The 16,487-nt window shown below is 71.1% G+C and carries 15 protein-coding genes; 6 read left to right on the forward strand and 9 right to left on the reverse strand.

What is annotated here, in order from left to right:
• The first annotated feature begins 205 nt into the window (after positions 1-205).
• Complete coding sequence (gene hemB / locus AC07F3_RS35225) at positions 206-1,195, forward strand: porphobilinogen synthase (protein ID WP_479118745.1); 990 nt, start codon at positions 206-208, stop codon at positions 1,193-1,195.
• A 68-nt stretch (positions 1,196-1,263) separates the two neighbouring features.
• Here hemB and AC07F3_RS35230 read toward each other — a convergent pair whose 3' ends face one another.
• From AC07F3_RS35230 to AC07F3_RS35240, 3 genes are read right to left on the reverse strand one after another with little or no spacing between them, the layout of a single operon-like run.
• A complete protein-coding gene (locus AC07F3_RS35230; RefSeq protein ID WP_479118746.1) occupies positions 1,264-2,022 on the reverse strand; it encodes a DUF4253 domain-containing protein in 759 nt (252 codons plus the stop codon).
• Positions 2,023-2,056: 34 nt separating this feature from the next.
• Positions 2,057-2,293 (reverse strand): DUF397 domain-containing protein, encoded by a 237-nt coding sequence (locus AC07F3_RS35235; RefSeq protein ID WP_479118748.1) that lies wholly within the window; start codon positions 2,291-2,293, stop codon positions 2,057-2,059.
• Entirely contained in the window at positions 2,293-3,114 is an 822-nt protein-coding gene (locus AC07F3_RS35240) for a helix-turn-helix domain-containing protein (protein ID WP_479118749.1), read from the reverse strand. The genes AC07F3_RS35235 and AC07F3_RS35240 overlap by 1 nt, the downstream gene beginning before the upstream one ends.
• A 112-nt stretch (positions 3,115-3,226) precedes the next feature.
• On the opposite strand from AC07F3_RS35240, the gene AC07F3_RS35245 reads away from it, so the two are divergent.
• Together AC07F3_RS35245 and AC07F3_RS35250 are read left to right on the forward strand one after the other, a co-directional pair.
• Positions 3,227-3,721, forward strand: a complete 495-nt coding sequence (locus tag AC07F3_RS35245) for an ATP-binding protein (RefSeq protein WP_479118750.1) — start codon at positions 3,227-3,229, stop codon at positions 3,719-3,721.
• A 69-nt stretch (positions 3,722-3,790) separates the two neighbouring features.
• On the forward strand, positions 3,791-4,993 hold the full coding sequence (locus AC07F3_RS35250; RefSeq protein WP_479118751.1) for an aminotransferase-like domain-containing protein: 1,203 nt from the start codon (positions 3,791-3,793) through the stop codon (positions 4,991-4,993).
• A 28-nt stretch (positions 4,994-5,021) separates the two neighbouring features.
• Here the strand turns inward: AC07F3_RS35250 and AC07F3_RS35255 are convergent, their stop codons facing one another.
• Complete coding sequence (locus tag AC07F3_RS35255; protein ID WP_479118752.1) at positions 5,022-5,621, reverse strand: helix-turn-helix domain-containing protein; 600 nt, start codon at positions 5,619-5,621, stop codon at positions 5,022-5,024.
• Between the two features lie 62 nt (positions 5,622-5,683).
• A complete protein-coding gene (locus tag AC07F3_RS35260; RefSeq protein WP_479118754.1) occupies positions 5,684-6,394 on the reverse strand; it encodes a DUF4232 domain-containing protein in 711 nt (236 codons plus the stop codon).
• 332 nt (positions 6,395-6,726) lie between these two features.
• Here AC07F3_RS35260 and AC07F3_RS35265 point away from each other — a divergent pair, with 332 nt between their 5' ends.
• Complete coding sequence (locus AC07F3_RS35265) at positions 6,727-8,106, forward strand: helix-turn-helix domain-containing protein (RefSeq protein ID WP_479118755.1); 1,380 nt, start codon at positions 6,727-6,729, stop codon at positions 8,104-8,106.
• A gap of 34 nt (positions 8,107-8,140) precedes the next feature.
• Here the strand turns inward: AC07F3_RS35265 and argS are convergent, their stop codons facing one another.
• Positions 8,141-9,898 (reverse strand): arginine--tRNA ligase, encoded by a 1,758-nt coding sequence (gene argS, locus AC07F3_RS35270; protein WP_479118756.1) that lies wholly within the window; start codon positions 9,896-9,898, stop codon positions 8,141-8,143.
• Positions 9,899-10,055: 157 nt separating this feature from the next.
• Here argS and lysS point away from each other — a divergent pair, with 157 nt between their 5' ends.
• On the forward strand, positions 10,056-11,783 hold the full coding sequence (gene lysS / locus AC07F3_RS35275) for a lysine--tRNA ligase (RefSeq protein WP_479118757.1): 1,728 nt from the start codon (positions 10,056-10,058) through the stop codon (positions 11,781-11,783).
• Positions 11,784-11,893: 110 nt separating this feature from the next.
• Here the strand turns inward: lysS and AC07F3_RS35280 are convergent, their stop codons facing one another.
• From AC07F3_RS35280 to AC07F3_RS35290, 3 genes are all read right to left on the reverse strand, one after another.
• Positions 11,894-13,189 carry a DUF2637 domain-containing protein gene (locus AC07F3_RS35280; RefSeq protein ID WP_479118759.1) on the reverse strand — a complete coding sequence of 432 codons (1,296 nt, stop codon included), beginning with the start codon at positions 13,187-13,189 and terminating at the stop codon, positions 11,894-11,896.
• A 104-nt stretch (positions 13,190-13,293) separates the two neighbouring features.
• On the reverse strand, positions 13,294-14,055 hold the full coding sequence (locus tag AC07F3_RS35285) for a DUF3558 domain-containing protein (RefSeq protein ID WP_479118761.1): 762 nt from the start codon (positions 14,053-14,055) through the stop codon (positions 13,294-13,296).
• A 34-nt stretch (positions 14,056-14,089) separates the two neighbouring features.
• Positions 14,090-14,917 carry a DUF3558 domain-containing protein gene (locus AC07F3_RS35290; protein ID WP_479118762.1) on the reverse strand — a complete coding sequence of 276 codons (828 nt, stop codon included), beginning with the start codon at positions 14,915-14,917 and terminating at the stop codon, positions 14,090-14,092.
• Positions 14,918-15,118: 201 nt separating this feature from the next.
• Here AC07F3_RS35290 and AC07F3_RS35295 point away from each other — a divergent pair, with 201 nt between their 5' ends.
• Positions 15,119-16,312, forward strand: a complete 1,194-nt coding sequence (locus AC07F3_RS35295; protein WP_479118764.1) for an RtcB family protein — start codon at positions 15,119-15,121, stop codon at positions 16,310-16,312.
• Positions 16,313-16,487: the final 175 nt, after the last annotated feature.

Consider the following 16,487-nt stretch of genomic DNA (forward strand, 5'->3'; position numbering starts at 1 on the left):
CCGCGCCCCTAACAGCACTGGTGCTGGCCCGCATGGGCATCTTTAGCCCGTCATGGGGGTCCCCCCTGGCCCTTAAGGCCTTGGGGGAGATTGAGGACGAGCGCCGTTCAGGCGCGAACGGGGGGGCTGGGGGCGGAGCCCCCCAGGGTGCTTCAACCCCAGGGGTGGGGGAGAGTCCCCGCAAAGCGGGCGTAGCGTGTACCGCATGACTGTGTACGGATCCTTCCCCGGGGCCCGGCCCCGTCGGCTGCGCACCACCCCCGCCATGCGCCGCATGGTCGCGGAGACCCAGCTGCACCCCGCCGACCTCGTCCTCCCCGCCTTCGTCAGGGAAGGGATCGCCGAGCCCGTCCCGATCCAGGCCATGCCCGGCGTCGTGCAGCACAGCCTCGACACCCTGCGCAAGGCCGCCGTCGAGGCCGTCGGCGCGGGGGTCGCCGGGATCATGCTGTTCGGCGTGCCGGAGGACGAGAAGAAGGACGCCGCGGGGACGGCCGGGACCGACCCCGACGGGATCCTCCAGGTCGCCATCCGCGCCGTGAAGGAAGAGGTCGGCGACGACCTCGTCATCATGTCCGACCTCTGCCTCGACGAGTACACCGATCACGGGCACTGTGGCGTGCTCGACGAGCACGGGCGCGTCGACAACGACGCCACCCTTGAGCGCTACGCAGAGATGGCCCAGGTCCAGGCCGACGCGGGCGTCCACGTCGTGGGGCCCTCCGGGATGATGGACGGCCAAGTGGGCGTCATCCGGGACGCGTTGGACCAGACGGGCCACGAGGACGTCTCGATCCTGGCCTACACCGCCAAGTACTCCTCCGCCTTCTACGGCCCCTTCCGCGAGGCCGTCGGCTCCTCCCTGCGCGGCGACCGCAAGACCTACCAGCAGGACCCCGCCAACACCCGTGAATCCCTGCGGGAGTTGGCGCTGGACCTCGAAGAGGGCGCGGACATGGTGATGGTCAAGCCCGCCGGTCCCTACCTCGACATCCTGGCCAAGGTCGCCGAGTCGGTGGACGTGCCGGTCGCCGCGTACCAGATCAGCGGCGAGTACGCGATGATCGAGGCCGCCGCCGAGAAGGGCTGGATCGACCGCGACCGGGCCATCCTGGAAACCCTGACCGGCATCAAGCGAGCCGGGGCCCACATGATCCTGACGTACTGGGCGACCGAGGTGGCCAAGGGGCTGTAGGGCTCAGATCCCTGGGTGATGGCGGCGACGTACCCCATGCGTCGCCGCCCTCCAGGGCGCCCGCCCCTTCAGTCCCACCCGAACGTCCAACTCCCGCTGCCCACCAGCGACTCCGCGTAGTCCCGCAGCGTGGTCCCTATCGTGTCCGGGCAGAACGCGAAGTGTTCCGCCGCCAGCACCAATGCCTCTTCCGGGTCGGTCGGCGGGGCTGCCACCGAGACCGTGAGCCGGTTGAAGGACAGGCCCACCACCCTGATCCCGAACCTGTCCTCCCACGAGCGCAGTACCGCGCACAGCCTCGCCGTGTCGTTCTCGTGGTTCAGCGGGCCGCGCCAGCCCATCGCCGCCGGTATGTCCGCGCTGCGGCGGGCCGGGACCAGTGCCGCGCGGGCGCCCTTCAGGTGGCCCTCGCCCATCGCCGCCCTCGCGACCTCGGCCGCCCTGCCGTCGGGGTCCCGCTGGAGCGCGGGGGCCTCCGCCAGGCCCGGCCACTCGTCGGGGTCATGGCCCAGCACCTCGGCGTACGTCTCCCAGAACCCCGCCAGCACGTCCTCGGCGTCGTGGTCGCCCGCGTACGACATCTCCTCCGGGGCCAGCTCCCACTCGGCCAACTCCTTCGTGCCGCCCAGCAGTACGGGATGCAGGCCCAACGCCCTGCGAGCCGGGGCGAGGCGCGCCAAGTCCTCCGGGGCGGCCGGTTCGTCCGCGTACCAGAGCAGCGGCTCGGCCTCCGGGCCGATCACCCTGCCCGGCGGCAGCGCGAGGCCCAGCGCCGTACCGGTCGGATCGTTCGTCAACTGCGGGAGTGGATTCGGAAGCATCGCCATACCCCGAATGTAGGTCCCGCCACTGACAACGCCCTCAGAGCGAGCCCACGAACCCCTGCCACGCGCTCGGGTTCAGCGTGAGGGTGGGTCCCTCCGGGTCCTTCGAGTCCCGGATGTGGATCGCCGAGGGGTGGGTTGCGACCTCCACGCACGCGCCGCCCTCGTCACTGCTGTAGCTCGACTTCTGCCAGGCGCAGGCCATTTCGAGGCACTGGCCGCCATCGCTCCCGCTGTAGCTGGACTTGAACCACTTCGGTGCGCCGATGCTCATTACTCTCCTAGCAAACGGTCCAACAGGCCTTTGGATTCCTCGGTGTTGAGGGCCTGTGTCCGCAGCATCGCATACCTCTGCGCCAAGATGCTCACCTCGTCGGGGTCGGAAATGAGCTGGCTTCCGCGCTGTGTCTCGGTGTATCCGAGATGCTGGTGGTCCTGGGTCTCCAGCACGGTGAACGGGCCGTCCAGGGCGGCATGTTGTTTCACGCCGATCGGCATGATCTGGAGGGACAGACCTGGGAGGTCTGCGCACTGGCGGAGGTGGCGCAGAACTTCCCGGCGTACTTGTTCGCCGCCGAGCTGGTCCATCAGGACGCTCTGCGCGATGACGAAGCTGATCGTCGGCGGAACCTGTCGATGCAGTATCTCCTGCCGCTCCAACCGCGCCGCGACCTGCGCGTTGATCTCGTCCTCGCTGATCGCGGGCACCTTGCTGCGGAACACCGCACGTGCGTAGTTCTCCGTCTGGAGCAGGCCGGGCAGCACCTGGTTCTCGAACCAGGAGAGCGCGATGGCCTCGCGCTCCAGGTCCATGTACTCCTCCGCCCACACCGGGATCAGGTCGATCTCCGGCATGTTGGCGACCACCGCCTCCAACGCTCCCTTGGTGTCGAGGAGGGCGTCCAGGGCGCGGGCCAGGTCTGGTTTCAGGGGGCGGCGGCCCTGCTCGATCGAGGCGATCATCTCCTCGTGCAGCAGCACGAGGCGGCCGAGTTCGCGTTGGGTCAGGCCCGCGGCCACTCGGAAGGTCGCCACGAGGGCGCCGACCATCCTCATCGCCGACGTGTTCTTCCGGGGTCGCTTGCTGGGGCACATGCCTGCCAACTCCCCATACCTGCCCGTACGTTACGCATCGCGGGCCCGTACAGAATTTGTGTACGGGTCGGGCCACTGCGGCCCCAGACCCACCGTCCGAAACCCTCTCCCCATGACCACGGCCCTCACCCAGAACGAATTCCGCGAGCGTTTCTACCCGAGGCGGCGCCAATCCGTGCCCGCGGCAAGGGAGTTCGCAGAAGTGGCCCTCTCCGACTGGGGGTTCGCGCACCGGCGCGACGACGTGCTGCTCTGTGTCAGCGAGCTCGCCACCAACGCGTTGGTGCACGGGGTGCCGCCCGGGCGGGGGTTCCTGCTGCGGGTGGAGTTGTGCGAGGGGGCCGTGCTGCGGGTCGAGGTGCAGGACAGCGGGGGCGGGGTGCCCCGGGTCGCGGACGTGGCGGACGACGGCGGGCGGGGGCTGCTGCTCGTGGGTGCGATGGCCGACCGGTGGGGGGTGGGGGAACGCGACCCGGGGAAGGTGGTCTGGTGCGAGTTCGTCTGCCCGGACGGCGGCTCGTACCCCGAATCCGATCGCGGCCCGTACCCCGACCCGGATCGCTGGGGCCCCCGCCCGCACGCGGGACCGGATCGTGGAATGGCCTGATCATGGTGGTGGGGCGCTGCGTAGGGTGCCGGGTGGTTGAACATCCGAGCAACTGACAGGAGCCGCACCATGACCGCCCCTTCACCGGCCGCCGCAGCGGTGCCCTCGCTCGCCGCACGGGCCGCGTCCGTGGGAGCCTCCCCGGTACGGGAGATCCTCGCGCTGACCGCGCGGCCCGAGGTGATCTCGTTCGCGGGCGGTCTTCCCGCGCCCGAGCTGTTCGACGCCGAGGGCATGGCCGATGCGTTCCGGGCGGTTTTGGCGGAGCAGGCGCGGACGGCTCTGCAGTACTCCACGACCGAGGGGAGCCCGGCGCTGCGGGCGGCAACCGCCGTGCGGCTCGCCCAGCGGGGGCTCGCCACGGAGGCCGACGACCTGCTGATAACCACCGGTTCGCAGCAGGGCCTCACCCTGCTGGCCGCCGCGCTCCTCGAACCCGGTGACGTGGTCCTCGTCGAAGGCCCCTGCTATCTGGCCGCGTTGCAGGTCTTCGGCTTCGCCGGGGCCCGGATCGTGGCCGTGCCGTGCGACGAGGACGGGCCCGACCCGGTCGCCTTCGACGAACTCGTGGCCCGTGAGCGGCCCAAGCTCTTCTACTGCGTGCCGACCTTCCAGAACCCCACCGGCCGCACCATGAGCGCCGAGCGGCGCCGCGCGGTCGCCGACGTGGCGGTGCGGCGCGGGCTGTGGATCGTGGAGGACGACCCGTACGGCGAGCTGCGCTACGAGGGCGCCCACGTGCCCTGGCTCTCCTCGTACGAGGACGCCGCCGACCGCACCGTGCTGCTCGGCAGCTACTCGAAGATCATGGCGCCCGGTCTGCGCATCGGCTGGATGCGGGCGCCCCGGGCGCTGCTGCGGGCCTGCGTGATCGCCAAGCAGGCCTCCGATCTGCACACCGCGACCGTCAACCAGCTCGTCGCCGCCCGCTATCTGGTCGACCGCGACCTGGACGCGCACGTCGCCAAGGTCCGGGCCGCCTACGGCGAGCGCCGGGACGCCATGCTCGCGGGGCTCCCCGAGGCGCTGCCCGACGGCTCCACCTGGAACCGTCCCGAGGGCGGCATGTTCCTGTGGGTCCGGCTGCCGGAGGGGAGTGACGCAACTGCCCTGCTGCCGAAGGTGGTCGAGCACGACGTCGCCTACGTTCCCGGCGCGCCCTTCTTCGCCGGTGCGCCCGACCCGGCCGCGCTGCGGCTCTGCTTCGTGACCTCGGCCCCGGACGAGATCAGGGAGGGGCTCGGCCGCCTCGGTCGGGCGCTCAGGGGCTGAACTGCCCGCTCGGCAAGCCCAGTTAGAGTCAGCCCTTCGGTTTCGCGCGGACGTGCATGCGCTCGCCCTGGCGGCCGAAGAGGCTGAGCACCTCCACGGGGCGGCCGTCCGCGCTGCTGAACCAGTGGGGCACCTTCGTGTCCCACTCGGCGACCTCGCCGGGGCCGAGCACCAGGTCGTGCTCTGCGAGGACCAGCCGCAGCCTGCCGTCCAGGACGTACAGCCACTCGTAGCCCTCGTGCGAGCGGAGGTCCGGTTCGGTGCCCCGGTCGGGGATGAGGAGTTTGTACGCCTGGAGGGGGCCCGGCGCCCGGGTCAGCGGGATGAAGGTGCCGCCGTTCGGCGACGGGCGGGGGCTCAACCGGACGCGGGGGTCGCCCACTTCGGGCGCCCCGACCAGATCGTCCAGGGGCACTCCGTACGCGCTCGTGAGCGGGAGCAGGAGCTCCAGGCTCGGGCGGCGCTGTCCTGATTCGAGGCGGGACAGGGTGCTCTTCGAGATCCCCGTCGTCTCGGCGAGCGCGGCCAGGGTGAGGCCGCGCCGGGCGCGCAGCCGTTTGAGGCGCGGGCCGACTTCGTCCAGGACCGCCTGGTGGGGCGATGGTCCGGCCGGAGGTGGACTGTCCATGGGGGCATTCCATCCCGCCGTCCCGGAAGGGGCAACCGTGGTCGCCGTGCGGGACGCGGGGGCTACCAGGAGTCGATCGCGGCCAGGTCGGACTGCCAGTACGTGACCATGGCCTGGCTGTCCACGACGGCCACGCTCTGGGGGAGCGAGGCGCGGGCCGCGGGGCCGGTCGACTCCAGGCCGGCCCTGCCCTGGAAGTACACCGTGACCTTGCTGGTCTTGTACGACTCGCTGCCGTCGTCCTCGCCGAGCGTGCGGACCATCGCGTACGCCGAGGCGCCCGGGGTCAGCGAGACCACCGCCTGCGGGATGGTCTCCTTGTTGACCGGGATCGGGGCCTGCTGGGAGCTGGAGAAGGAGACGACGGGGGCGTTGTAGGCGTTGCACATCGTCTTGCCGGTGTTGGTGACGGTCAGCAGGATGTGGTTGACCGGGCGCTTCACCGGGGTCGCGGTCAGCTTCACGTCGGCGCCGGTGCAGGGCGCGTCGCTGATGCCGCCGCCCCCGCCCCCGGAGGGCTTCTTCGTGGACTTGCCGCCGGGCTTGGCGGAGCCGCCGGTGTGCTTGCCGGAGCCCGCGTCCGACCCCGAGCCCTTGCCGGTGCCCGCCGCGTCGCCCGCCGCCGGGGCCGGGTTGGCGGTCGAGGGGGCGGCCGAGGCGGTCGGCTGACCCCCCGCCACTGCGTCGTCCGAGCCGCCTCCGCAGGCGGTCAGGGCGAGGGCGGCGACGAGGGTGGTGGTCGCGGCGGCGGCGATGCGGAAGGTGGTGCGCATGGTGATCGGTGCTCCCCGTGTGAGTGCGCCTGCCCGACGGTGGACCGTCAGCGGCGGTAGTGGTGGATCAGCGTGATGAGAGTGGCGATGGACGCGGCCAGGACGACGACGGCCATCGAGTCCGCGAGGTTGAACCGGATGCGGAATCGCATGGACTGCTCCCGGAACGAGCTGTTCGGTTGCTTGTTGCAGCTACCTTGCGGGCCGGTCCGGCGGCCTTGCAACGAGCAGGGGACAATGGGGGAAGCTGGAACGCTGGAACACCCTTTGACCTGGGGAAACGACCTGTCCCTGGAATGCGTTCCTGGGATGGATGGGGAGGGAACCGGGGCATGGCGACGACCGAGTCCGAGCAGTTCGCGGCGCTGCTGAGGGAGTTGAAGGACCGCTCGGGGCGCAGCTACGGAGTGCTCGCGGGCCGGCTCCACATGAGCACGTCCACGCTGCACCGGTACTGCAACGGCGACGCGGTCCCGAACGAGTACGCGCCCGTCGAGCGGCTCGCCCGGCTGTGCGGGGCGACTCCCGAGGAGTCCGTCGAGCTGCACCGGCGCTGGATCCTGGCGGACGAGGCGCGACGGCGCGCGCGGGGCACGCACCCGGCACCGGCGGCCCCCGAGACGCCCGCCGAGCCCGAGTCGACGCCCGACCCCGCCCCTCCCGTCACCCGGGGCGATCCGGGCGAGCCGATCGCGGCCCCCGCACCGGCGGCCACGGACGCGCCCGAGCCCGCTAAGGGGCCGGCCGAACAGGCGCCCGCCGAACTGCCCGACGTCGGCCCCACCGTCCCGCACACCCCGGCGCGCACGGGCGGGCTGAGCAGCCGGAAGGTGCGGCTCGCGCTGATCGGGGCCGCCGTCGTCGCCCTCGCCGTCCCGGCGGTCGCCGTCGCGAGCCTGTCCGGCGACGACGACAAGAGCTCCACGGTCGCGGACGCCAAGGAGAGCACTCCCGCGCCCGCGACCCCCTCCGGGCACGCCCCGAGCGGCTCGCCCAGCGCCGCCCCGAGCCCGTCCGCCGCGTCGCCGAGCCCGTCGGGCTCCTCCGGCCGCTCGAAGCCCTCGCCGAAGGCGGGAGCCTCCACCGGCGCCCCCGTGAGCGTGGGCATCAGCTCGTACGACTGGGAAGAGCCGTGCGGCAAGTTCTATCTGCTCGACCAGAAGCCCGGATCGGTGCCGCCGCCCCCGACGAACCTCCAGGACCGGCGCTCCTGGGCGCGGGCGCTCAACGGGGTCGACGGCGAGGCGCTGAAACTGGAGCTGACCGTCACCGGCAAGAGCCCGGAACCGGTGGTGATCACCGGGGTCAACGTGCGGGTGGTGGGACGTCAGGCGCCGCTCAACTGGACGGCGTACTCGATGGGTTCGGGCTGCGGCAGCGGAATCGTCCCGCAGAGCTTCGACATCAACCTGGACTCGGCGCAGCCGGTCAGCAAGCCGGTCGCCGGGCAGCAGGCCGACGCGGCGATCCCGGCGCGCGACTTCCCCTTCAAGGTGTCCGCGAAGGACCCCGAGGTCTTCGACCTGAACGTGCACACCCAGGCGCACGACGTCACCTGGTACCTGGAGGTCTCCTGGACCAGCGGCGACCGCTCGGACAAGATCGTCGTGAACGACAACGGCAAGCCGTTCCGCACCAGCGCGGTCAAGGGCCGGCCCGCGTACGAGTACCGCCTGGACACCAACGTGTGGGACCACCTGGACGCGGGCTGAACCAGCCGGTCCCACACGGGGGTTGGCGCGGGAGCTAGAGGCGCTCGGGCGTCCGGATGCCGAGCAGCGCCATGCCCTGGTGGAGCGTCCGGGCGGTCAGGTCGCAGAGGAACAGCCGGTTCTCGACCTGGGCCTCGGTGTCGGCCTTGATCACCGGGCACTGGTCGTAGAACGTCGTGTACAGCGACGCCAGCTGGTAGAGGTACGCGGCCAGCTTGTGCGGGGCGTACTCGGCGGAGGCCTCGTAGACGAGGTCGCCGAACGCGTCCAGGTGCAGGCCCAACGCCCGCTCCGCCGGGGCGAGTTCGAGCTCGGGGTGGGCGGCCGGGGTCGCGTCGTCCGCCTTGCGCAGGATCGACTTGATCCGGGCGTAGGCGTACTGGAGGTAGACGGACGTGTCGCCGTTCAGCGACACCATCTGGTCCAGGTCGAACTTGTAGTCCCGGTTCGCCGACGTCGACAGGTCCGCGTACTTCACGGCGCCGATGCCGACGTACCGCCCGTTCTCGACGATCTCCTCCTCGGTCAGGCCCACCTTCTCGGCCTTCTCGCGGACGACGGCGGTGGCCCGCTCGGCGGCCTCGTCGAGGAGGTCCTCCAGCTTGACCGTCTCGCCCTCACGGGTCTTGAACGGCTTGCCGTCGGCGCCGAGCACCGTGCCGTAGCCCATGTTGTGCGCGGTGACGTCGTCGCCGAGCCAGCCCGCCCGGCGGGCCGTCTCGAAGACCATCTTGAAGTGCAGCGACTGGCGGACGTCCACGACGTAGATCAGCGAGGTCGCGTTCAGGTCGGTGACCCGGTTCCGGATCGCCGAGAGGTCGGAGGCCGCGTAGCCGAAGCCGCCGTCGGCCTTCTGCACGATGAGCGGGACCGGCTGGTCGTCCTTGCCCCGGATCTCGTCGAAGAAGACCACGAGCGCGCCCTCGGAGCGCACGGCGACGCCGGACTCCTCCAGGAGCCGCGCCGTCTCCGGCATCAGGTCGTTGTACGCCGACTCGCCGACGATCTCCTCGTCCCGGACCTCCATGTCCAGCTTCTCGAAGACCGAGTAGAAGTAGACCTTCGACTCGTCCACGAACTGCTGCCACAGCTCAAGCGTCTCCTGGTCGCCCGACTGGAGGGCGACGACTCGCTTGCGGGCCCGCTCCTTGAACTCCTCGTCGGCGTCGAAGACCGCGCGGGAGGCCTTGTAGACCCGGTTCAGGTTGCTCATGGCCTGCTCGCCGTCGACGTCGTCGGCCGGGGCCAGCTCGCCGGGGTTCTCGATCAGGTACTGGATGAGCATGCCGAACTGGGTGCCCCAGTCGCCGATGTGGTGGCGGCCGATGGTCTTCTCGCCGGTGAAGTCGAGCATGCCGCGCAGCGCGTCGCCGATGACGGCCGAGCGCAGGTGGCCGACGTGCATCTCCTTGGCCACGTTGGGCTGGGCGTAGTCGATGACCGTGACGCCCGGGTTCTCCTTCAGCGGCACGCCGAGCCGGTCGTCGGCCGCGCGGGCCGCGAGCGTCTCGATGATCGCGCGGTCGGCGAGCGTGATGTTCAGGAAGCCGGGTCCGGAGACCTCGATCTCCTTGATCGCGTCACCCTTGACCTCGTCCACGACCTTCGTGGCGAGCTCGCGCGGGTTGCCCTTGAGCTTCTTCGCGAGCGCCAGGATGCCGTTGGCCTGGAAGTCGGCCCGGTCGCTTCGTCGCAGCAGCGGGTCGGTGGAGCCGGCCTCCGGCAGGGCAGCCGAGAGGGCGTCCGCCAGGCGCTGCTGGACAGTGGAAGCGAGGGAATGGACCGAGGCCATGAGGTGCCGTTCCTGTCGGGAGTGAGGACGATTGCCCCCCGATTCTCCCACGCGCCCCCCTTCCCTTTCTCCCGAGATACGGGCAACCCCCGGGGAGCTCGTTCCGTCTGGGAGAATGGGCGTGCCAGCCTCTCCCAGGCATACGAGAAAGAAGGACGTGCCGACCGTGGCTCAGAGCAGCACCGAGACCGACTGGGTCTCCCGTTTCGCGGACGATGTCATCGCCGAGTCGGAGCGACGTGCGCCTGGCAAACCGGTCGTCGTCGCGTCCGGTCTTTCGCCCTCCGGCCCCATCCACCTGGGCAACCTGCGCGAGGTCATGACCCCGCACCTGGTCGCGGACGAGATCCGCCGCCGCGGGTACGAGGTCCGCCATCTGATCTCCTGGGACGACTACGACCGCTACCGCAAGGTGCCGCAGGGCATCCCGGGGGTGGACGAGTCGTGGAACGAGCACATCGGCCGCCCGCTGACCTCGGTCCCGGCGCCGGTCGGCTCGGCGTACCCGAACTGGGCCGAGCACTTCAAGGCCGCCATGACCGCGGCCCTCGCGGAGCTGGGTGTCGAGTACGACGGCATCAGCCAGACCGAGCAGTACACGAGCGGTGTCTACCGCGACCAGGTGCTGCACGCGATGAAGCACCGCGGCGACATCGACGCGATCCTGGAGCAGTACCGGACCAAGAAGGCGCCGGGCAAGAAGTCGCAGAAGCCTCTCGACGAGGCCGAGCTGGAGGCCGCCGAGGGCTCCGGCGCGGCGGCCGAGGACGACGGCACCGGCTCGACGGGCTACTTCCCGTACAAGCCGTACTGCGGCGGCTGCGGCAAGGACCTCACGGTCGTGACGGCCTACGACGACGACACCACGGAGCTGACCTACACCTGCTCCGCGTGCGCGTTCTCGGAGACCGTGCGGCTCAGCGAGTTCAACCGCGGCAAGCTGGTCTGGAAGGTCGACTGGCCGATGCGCTGGGCGTACGAGGGCGTGATCTTCGAGCCCTCGGGCGTGGACCACTCCTCGCCCGGTTCGTCGTTCCAGGTCGGCGGCCAGATCGTGTCGATCTTCGACGGCGACCAGCCGATCGGCCCGATGTACGCCTTCGTCGGCATCAGCGGCATGGCCAAGATGTCCTCGTCGAAGGGCGGGGTCCCGACCCCGGCCGACGCGCTGGAGATCATGGAGCCGCAGCTGCTCCGCTGGCTGTACGCGCGCCGCCGCCCCAACCAGTCGTTCAAGATCGCCTTCGACCAGGAGATCCAGCGGCTGTACGACGAGTGGGACAAGCTGGAGGCGAAGGTCGCCGACGGCTCAGTGCTGCCCGCCGACGCGGCCGCCCACGCCCGGGCCGCCCGCACGGCCGCCGGTGAGCTGCCGCGCACCGCGCGCCCGCTGCCCTACCGCACCCTGGCCTCGGTCGTGGACATCACCGCCGGCCACGAGGACCAGACGCTGCGCATCCTCAGCGAGCTGGACCCGGACAACCCGGTGTCCTCGCTCGACGAGGTGCGCCCGCGCCTGGACCGCGCCGAGAACTGGATCTCCACCCAGGTCCCGGCCGACCAGCGCACCCTGGTCCGCGAGGAGCCGGACGCCGAGCTGCTCGGCTCGCTCGACGACGAGGGGCGCGAGTCGCTGCGCCTGCTGGTCGAGGGCCTCGACTCGCACTGGTCGCTCGACGGGCTCACCACGCTCGTCTACGGCGTGCCGAAGGTGATGGCGGGCCTGGAGCCGGACGCCAAGCCGACGCCCGAGCTGAAGGTCGCCCAGCGGTCCTTCTTCGCGCTGCTCTACAAGCTCCTGGTGAGCCGGGAGACGGGGCCGCGGCTGCCCACGCTGCTGCTCGCCGTGGGCGCCGACCGGGTGCGCAAGCTGCTCGCCGTCTGACCCGACCGCCAGTCGAAGGGCCGCCACCGATTCCGGGTGGCGGCCCTTCGCCGTGCCGCGGCCCGGGCGGGCGGCCAAGGAGGCCCGGTGGAACGGGTCATGACGTACCGTCAGGCGATGTGGTCCTCGGTGAGCTCGGCCTCGAAGCGCTGCTTGAACTCCGGGTACAGCTTGCGCAGCACGGCCGAGCTGCCGGGGTAGCTCACGCCGTGGACGTCCGTGAGGTTTATGTCGAGCGCCTCGACGGTCGGGTAGTCGCTGTGCTGGTTCACGTACCGGCGGAAGGCGTCGTAGGCGACGCCCGCGAACTCGGCGAACTCGGCGTCCGTCGGCACGGGTTCCGCGTACGCCTCCTGCTCCTGCTCGGTCCGCGGTCCGGCCGCGCGCGGGTCCGGGACGCCGAGCCGGCGTTCGCGGCCGGGGCCCGCCGGGACCATCACGGGCTCCTGGTCGGGTCCGTGTGCGGGCTGGGGCTGCTCGGGCGTGAACGCCGGGTCGTACGTGCCCTCGTACACCTCGGGCGAGACGTGCTGGGCGGCGAACCAGGGGCTCTCGTGCGTGGTGGGCTGCTCCGGCTCGGCGTAGGCCTGCTCCTGCGGGGCGGCGGGGGCCGGGGCCTGGAGCGGGGGCTCCTCGGGCGCGGAGTGGGCGTGCGCCGGGGGCAGTTCCGGCTGCGGCTCGACGCGGACGGACGCGGGCGGGGGCGGCAGGAGGACCGGGTCCATGCCGGCGGCGGCGAGGCCGGCGGGGGCGGTCTCGGCGAGCGGCACGCCGAACTTGGCCAGGCGCAGGGGCATGAGGGATTCGACGGGTGCTTTGCGGCGCCAGGCGCGGCCGTAGACGGCCTGGAGGCGGGCGCGGTAGACGAGGCGGTCCTGTTCGAGCTTGATGACCTGTTCGTAGGAGCGCAGTTCCCACAGCTTCATGCGGCGCCAGAGGCGGAAGGTGGGGACGGGGGAGAGCAGCCAGCGGGTGAGGCGGACGCCTTCCATGTGTTTGTCGGCGGTGATGTCGGCGATGCGGCCGACGGCGTGGCGGGCCGCTTCGACGGAGACGACGAACAGGACCGGGATGACGGCGTGCATGCCGACGCCGAGCGGGTCGGGCCAGGCGGCGGCGCCGTTGAAGGCGATCGTGGCGGCCGTGAGCAGCCAGGCGGTCTGGCGCAGGAGCGGGAAGGGGATGCGCATCCAGGTCAGCAGCAGGTCGAGGGCGAGCAGCACACAGATGCCCGCGTCCACGCCGATCGGGAAGACGTAGGAGAAGTTCCCGAAGCCCTTGTGCAGCGCGAGTTCGCGGACCGCGGCGTACGAACCCGCGAAACCGATCCCGGCGATCACCACGGCACCCGCGACCACCACCCCGATCAGGATGCGGTGGGTCCGAGTCAGCTGAGTCGCGGCCACCCGCGTCCCCTCCCCTTGTCAAGCAACTGGCGGGCACAGCCTGGCACATGCGTACGGAGTCCGGCCCACAGGGGAGGGCCGGACTCCGTACGGTGGTGTGAGCGCTACTTGTTGTTCGCGGTGGCCACCGCCGCGACCGCCTCCTTGGCGGTGACGGTGGCGCCGTCCTGGACCTCGTTGGTCTGCGGGGCGTCGGCGCCCTGGTAGCCGGTGCCGTTGTAGTCGACGGTGACCACGGCGTTGGCGGTGCGCACCACCACGACGCCGTACTTGAAGTCCGCGTCGGTCTTCTTCAGGTCGAACGTGATCGCGGTCGCCTGGTCGCCGACGCCGGAGAGCGGCGTGGCCTTCACGTTCTTCGCGTCGGCGGTCGCCTTGGCCGCCGAGACCGCCCGGTCGTACTGCTTCTGGGCCAGCGCGTCGCCGGTGCCGAGGCCCTGCGCGGAGTCGTAGCGCTTGAAGTCGACGTCGAGCCAGCGGTAGAGCGAGCCCTGCACGCCCTTGTCGTCGAGGCCGTTCCAGGTGCAGCTCGCCTGGGCCTGCGGGTCGGAGGTCTTGCCGACCTCGCCCGCCTTCGTCTTCGCCTTGGGGACGTACTTGTCGATCGACGCCGGGGTGACCGACTGGCACGCCTCGGGAAGCTTCTTGAACTTCGCCGGGGCGAGGGAGGGCGACGCGGAGGCCTGCGAGCCGCTGGACGCCGTCGCGCTCGCCGTGTCCTTCTTCTTGTCGCCGCCCGAGTCGGAGGAACAGCCCGCTGCGACGAGCATCACAGGGACGGCGGCACAGGCGAGGACACGGGCGAGCCGGATGCGCGGGGCCGGGGCGTGGGCCTTTTCGGGGGTGGCCGGGGCTGATCGGTGCATGATTCCTTCGCTCTTCGTTCTTCGCGCTGGCGCGCTATTCGCTGAACTGCTCGACGAGCTTGCCGGCCAGGGCCTGGGCCTGCTCCTGCAGCTCCTTGCTGTCGGGGACCGCGGCGGATGCCACGGCCTGGGCGGTGTACTCGATGGTCACGATCACATTGGACGTACGGAAGACCACAGTGACGGTACGTTGTCCGGTCGCCGATCCGCCGTCGGTGCCGGACGGGGACGATACGTCGTTGAGGAACGCGGCGTCGCCGAGCCCGCTGAGCCGGCGCGGCTGGAGGCCGTCCGCGCCGCCGCTGCCCGAGGGGCTGGGCGAGGCCGGGGCGGAGGGGGTGCCGGAGGCGGGCGAGGCCGGGGCACCCGGGGTCGTGGAGGCGGACGGCGCGGGGGCGGACGGCGCGGGGGCGGAGCTCTTGGGGGCGGGCAGGTTCGCCGCCGTCTCCTTCTTCCCGTACAGCTCCTTGGTCTGGTCGTCGTCGCTCACGGTCGGGTCGTAGGAGACGACCCGCTCGAAGTCGACCGTGAGCCTGCGCACGCCGTCGGGCGTCTCGTCCTTCCAGCGGCAGCCGACCCGGCGGTCGGTGTCGTAGGTGAGGTCGGCGGTGCCCGCGTACTCCTTGGTGGCGTCGGCCTCCGCGAGGGCGGCCGCGCCGGGCAGCATGTCCTTGAGCGCGCCCTTGTTCACGGCCCGGCAGGGCTCGGGGAGGGTGCGGTACTTGCCGGGCTGCGCGACCGCCGACTTGGGCACGCCCGCCTTGGAGTCGGCGGTGGCGCCGTCGCCGCCGGAGCCCGAAGAGCACCCGGAGGCGAGCGCCACCAGGAGTGCGAGACCAGGCACGTACGCCTTTCGCTGCACGGTTTCCAGGCTCCTTTCAGCGGGACGACGAAGGGAAAAGCAGTTGCCGCCCGTGGGCGGCGGCCGGACACAATGTGTATCGCACGCGCACCTGTGAACGCCGGTCCACTTTCCTGGTTGTGGGCCTTGGCACCAGTTTTTGCCATTCGTGCGGTTCTGGGCGTTGTTTGCCGTTTTCTGCTCTCGGGGGATCAAGGAATTATGTCGTACACGGAGATGCCGGGCGCACGGGTGCCCATCAGGATGTGGACCGACCCGGCGTCCATCGACGCGGGCGCGCTCCAGCAGCTGCGCAACGTGGCCACGCTGCCGTGGATCAAGGGCCTCGCCGTGATGCCGGACGTCCACTACGGCAAGGGCGCCACGGTGGGCTCGGTCATCGCGATGGCGGGCGCGGTGTGCCCGGCCGCGGTGGGTGTCGACATCGGCTGCGGCATGTCCGCGGTGAAGACCTCCCTGACCGCCAACGACCTCCCTGGCGACCTCTCCCGGCTCCGCTCGAAGATCGAGCAGGCCATTCCGGTGGGCCGCGGGATGCACGGCGACCCGGTGGACCCGGGCCGGCTGCACGGGTTCCCGACCTCGGGGTGGGACGGGTTCTGGGAGCGGTTCGGCGGCATCGCGGAGGCGGTCAGGTTCCGCGAGGAGCGGGCCGCGAAGCAGATGGGGACGCTCGGGTCCGGCAACCACTTCATCGAGTTCTGTCTCGACGAGTCGGGTGCGGTCTGGCTGATGCTGCACTCCGGGTCCCGCAACATCGGCAAGGAGCTCGCCGACTTCCACATCGGCGAGGCCCAGAAGCTGCCCCACAACCAGGGCCTGGTGGACCGCGACCTCGCCGTCTTCGTCGCGGACACCCCCCAGATGGCGGCGTACCGCAACGACCTGTTCTGGGCGCAGGAGTACGCGAAGTACAACCGCGCGATCATGATGGCGCTCTTCCAGGACGTGGTCCGCAAGGAGTTCAAGAAGGCCAAGGTGACCTTCGAACCGGTCATTTCCTGTCACCACAACTATGTGGCGGAGGAGCGGTACGAGGGCGTGGACCTGCTCGTCACCCGCAAGGGGGCGATCCGCGCGGGCTCCGGCGACTTCGGGATCATCCCGGGCTCGATGGGGACGGGCTCCTACATCGTGAAGGGGCTCGGCAACGCGGCGTCCTTCAACTCCGCCTCGCACGGCGCGGGCCGCAAGATGAGCCGGAGCGCGGCCAAGCGGGCGTTCTCGACGCGGGACCTGGCCGAGCAGACGCGGGGCGTGGAGTGCCGCAAGGACGCCGGTGTCGTGGACGAGATCCCGGGCGCCTACAAGCCGATCGAGAAGGTGATGGACCAGCAGCGCGACCTGGTGGAGGTCGTGGCGAAGCTGAAGCAGGTGGTGTGCGTCAAGGGCTGAGCGACCGGCTCCGACCTGCTGGGACAGCGGTTCTGCCCTGCTCGGGTGGGGAGTTGGCTCCGGTCCGCCGGGTGAGTGGGGCCCTGGCCCGCTGAGAGCCGGGGGAGCGCGGCCGGGCCGGGGGCGTGAGCCCCCGGCCGCCGCCTCTTCCCGGCCCGCATGCCGGGAAAGCGCC

The organism is Streptomyces sp. NPDC045846, assembly GCF_056431605.1.

What these genes read in the sequence shown, in the direction of transcription:
- hemB (WP_479118745.1), top strand. Translation starts at nt 206, where the DNA reads ATGACTGTGTACGGATCCTTCCCCGGGGCCCGGCCCCGTCGGCTGCGC.
- AC07F3_RS35230 (WP_479118746.1), bottom strand. Translation starts at nt 2,022, where the DNA reads ATGGCGATGCTTCCGAATCCACTCCCGCAGTTGACGAACGATCCGACC.
- AC07F3_RS35235 (WP_479118748.1), bottom strand. Translation starts at nt 2,293, where the DNA reads ATGAGCATCGGCGCACCGAAGTGGTTCAAGTCCAGCTACAGCGGGAGC.
- AC07F3_RS35240 (WP_479118749.1), bottom strand. Translation starts at nt 3,114, where the DNA reads ATGTGCCCCAGCAAGCGACCCCGGAAGAACACGTCGGCGATGAGGATG.
- AC07F3_RS35245 (WP_479118750.1), top strand. Translation starts at nt 3,227, where the DNA reads ATGACCACGGCCCTCACCCAGAACGAATTCCGCGAGCGTTTCTACCCG.
- AC07F3_RS35250 (WP_479118751.1), top strand. Translation starts at nt 3,791, where the DNA reads ATGACCGCCCCTTCACCGGCCGCCGCAGCGGTGCCCTCGCTCGCCGCA.
- AC07F3_RS35255 (WP_479118752.1), bottom strand. Translation starts at nt 5,621, where the DNA reads ATGGACAGTCCACCTCCGGCCGGACCATCGCCCCACCAGGCGGTCCTG.
- AC07F3_RS35260 (WP_479118754.1), bottom strand. Translation starts at nt 6,394, where the DNA reads ATGCGCACCACCTTCCGCATCGCCGCCGCCGCGACCACCACCCTCGTC.
- AC07F3_RS35265 (WP_479118755.1), top strand. Translation starts at nt 6,727, where the DNA reads ATGGCGACGACCGAGTCCGAGCAGTTCGCGGCGCTGCTGAGGGAGTTG.
- argS (WP_479118756.1), bottom strand. Translation starts at nt 9,898, where the DNA reads ATGGCCTCGGTCCATTCCCTCGCTTCCACTGTCCAGCAGCGCCTGGCG.
- AC07F3_RS35285 (WP_479118761.1), bottom strand. Translation starts at nt 14,055, where the DNA reads ATGCACCGATCAGCCCCGGCCACCCCCGAAAAGGCCCACGCCCCGGCC.
- AC07F3_RS35295 (WP_479118764.1), top strand. Translation starts at nt 15,119, where the DNA reads ATGTCGTACACGGAGATGCCGGGCGCACGGGTGCCCATCAGGATGTGG.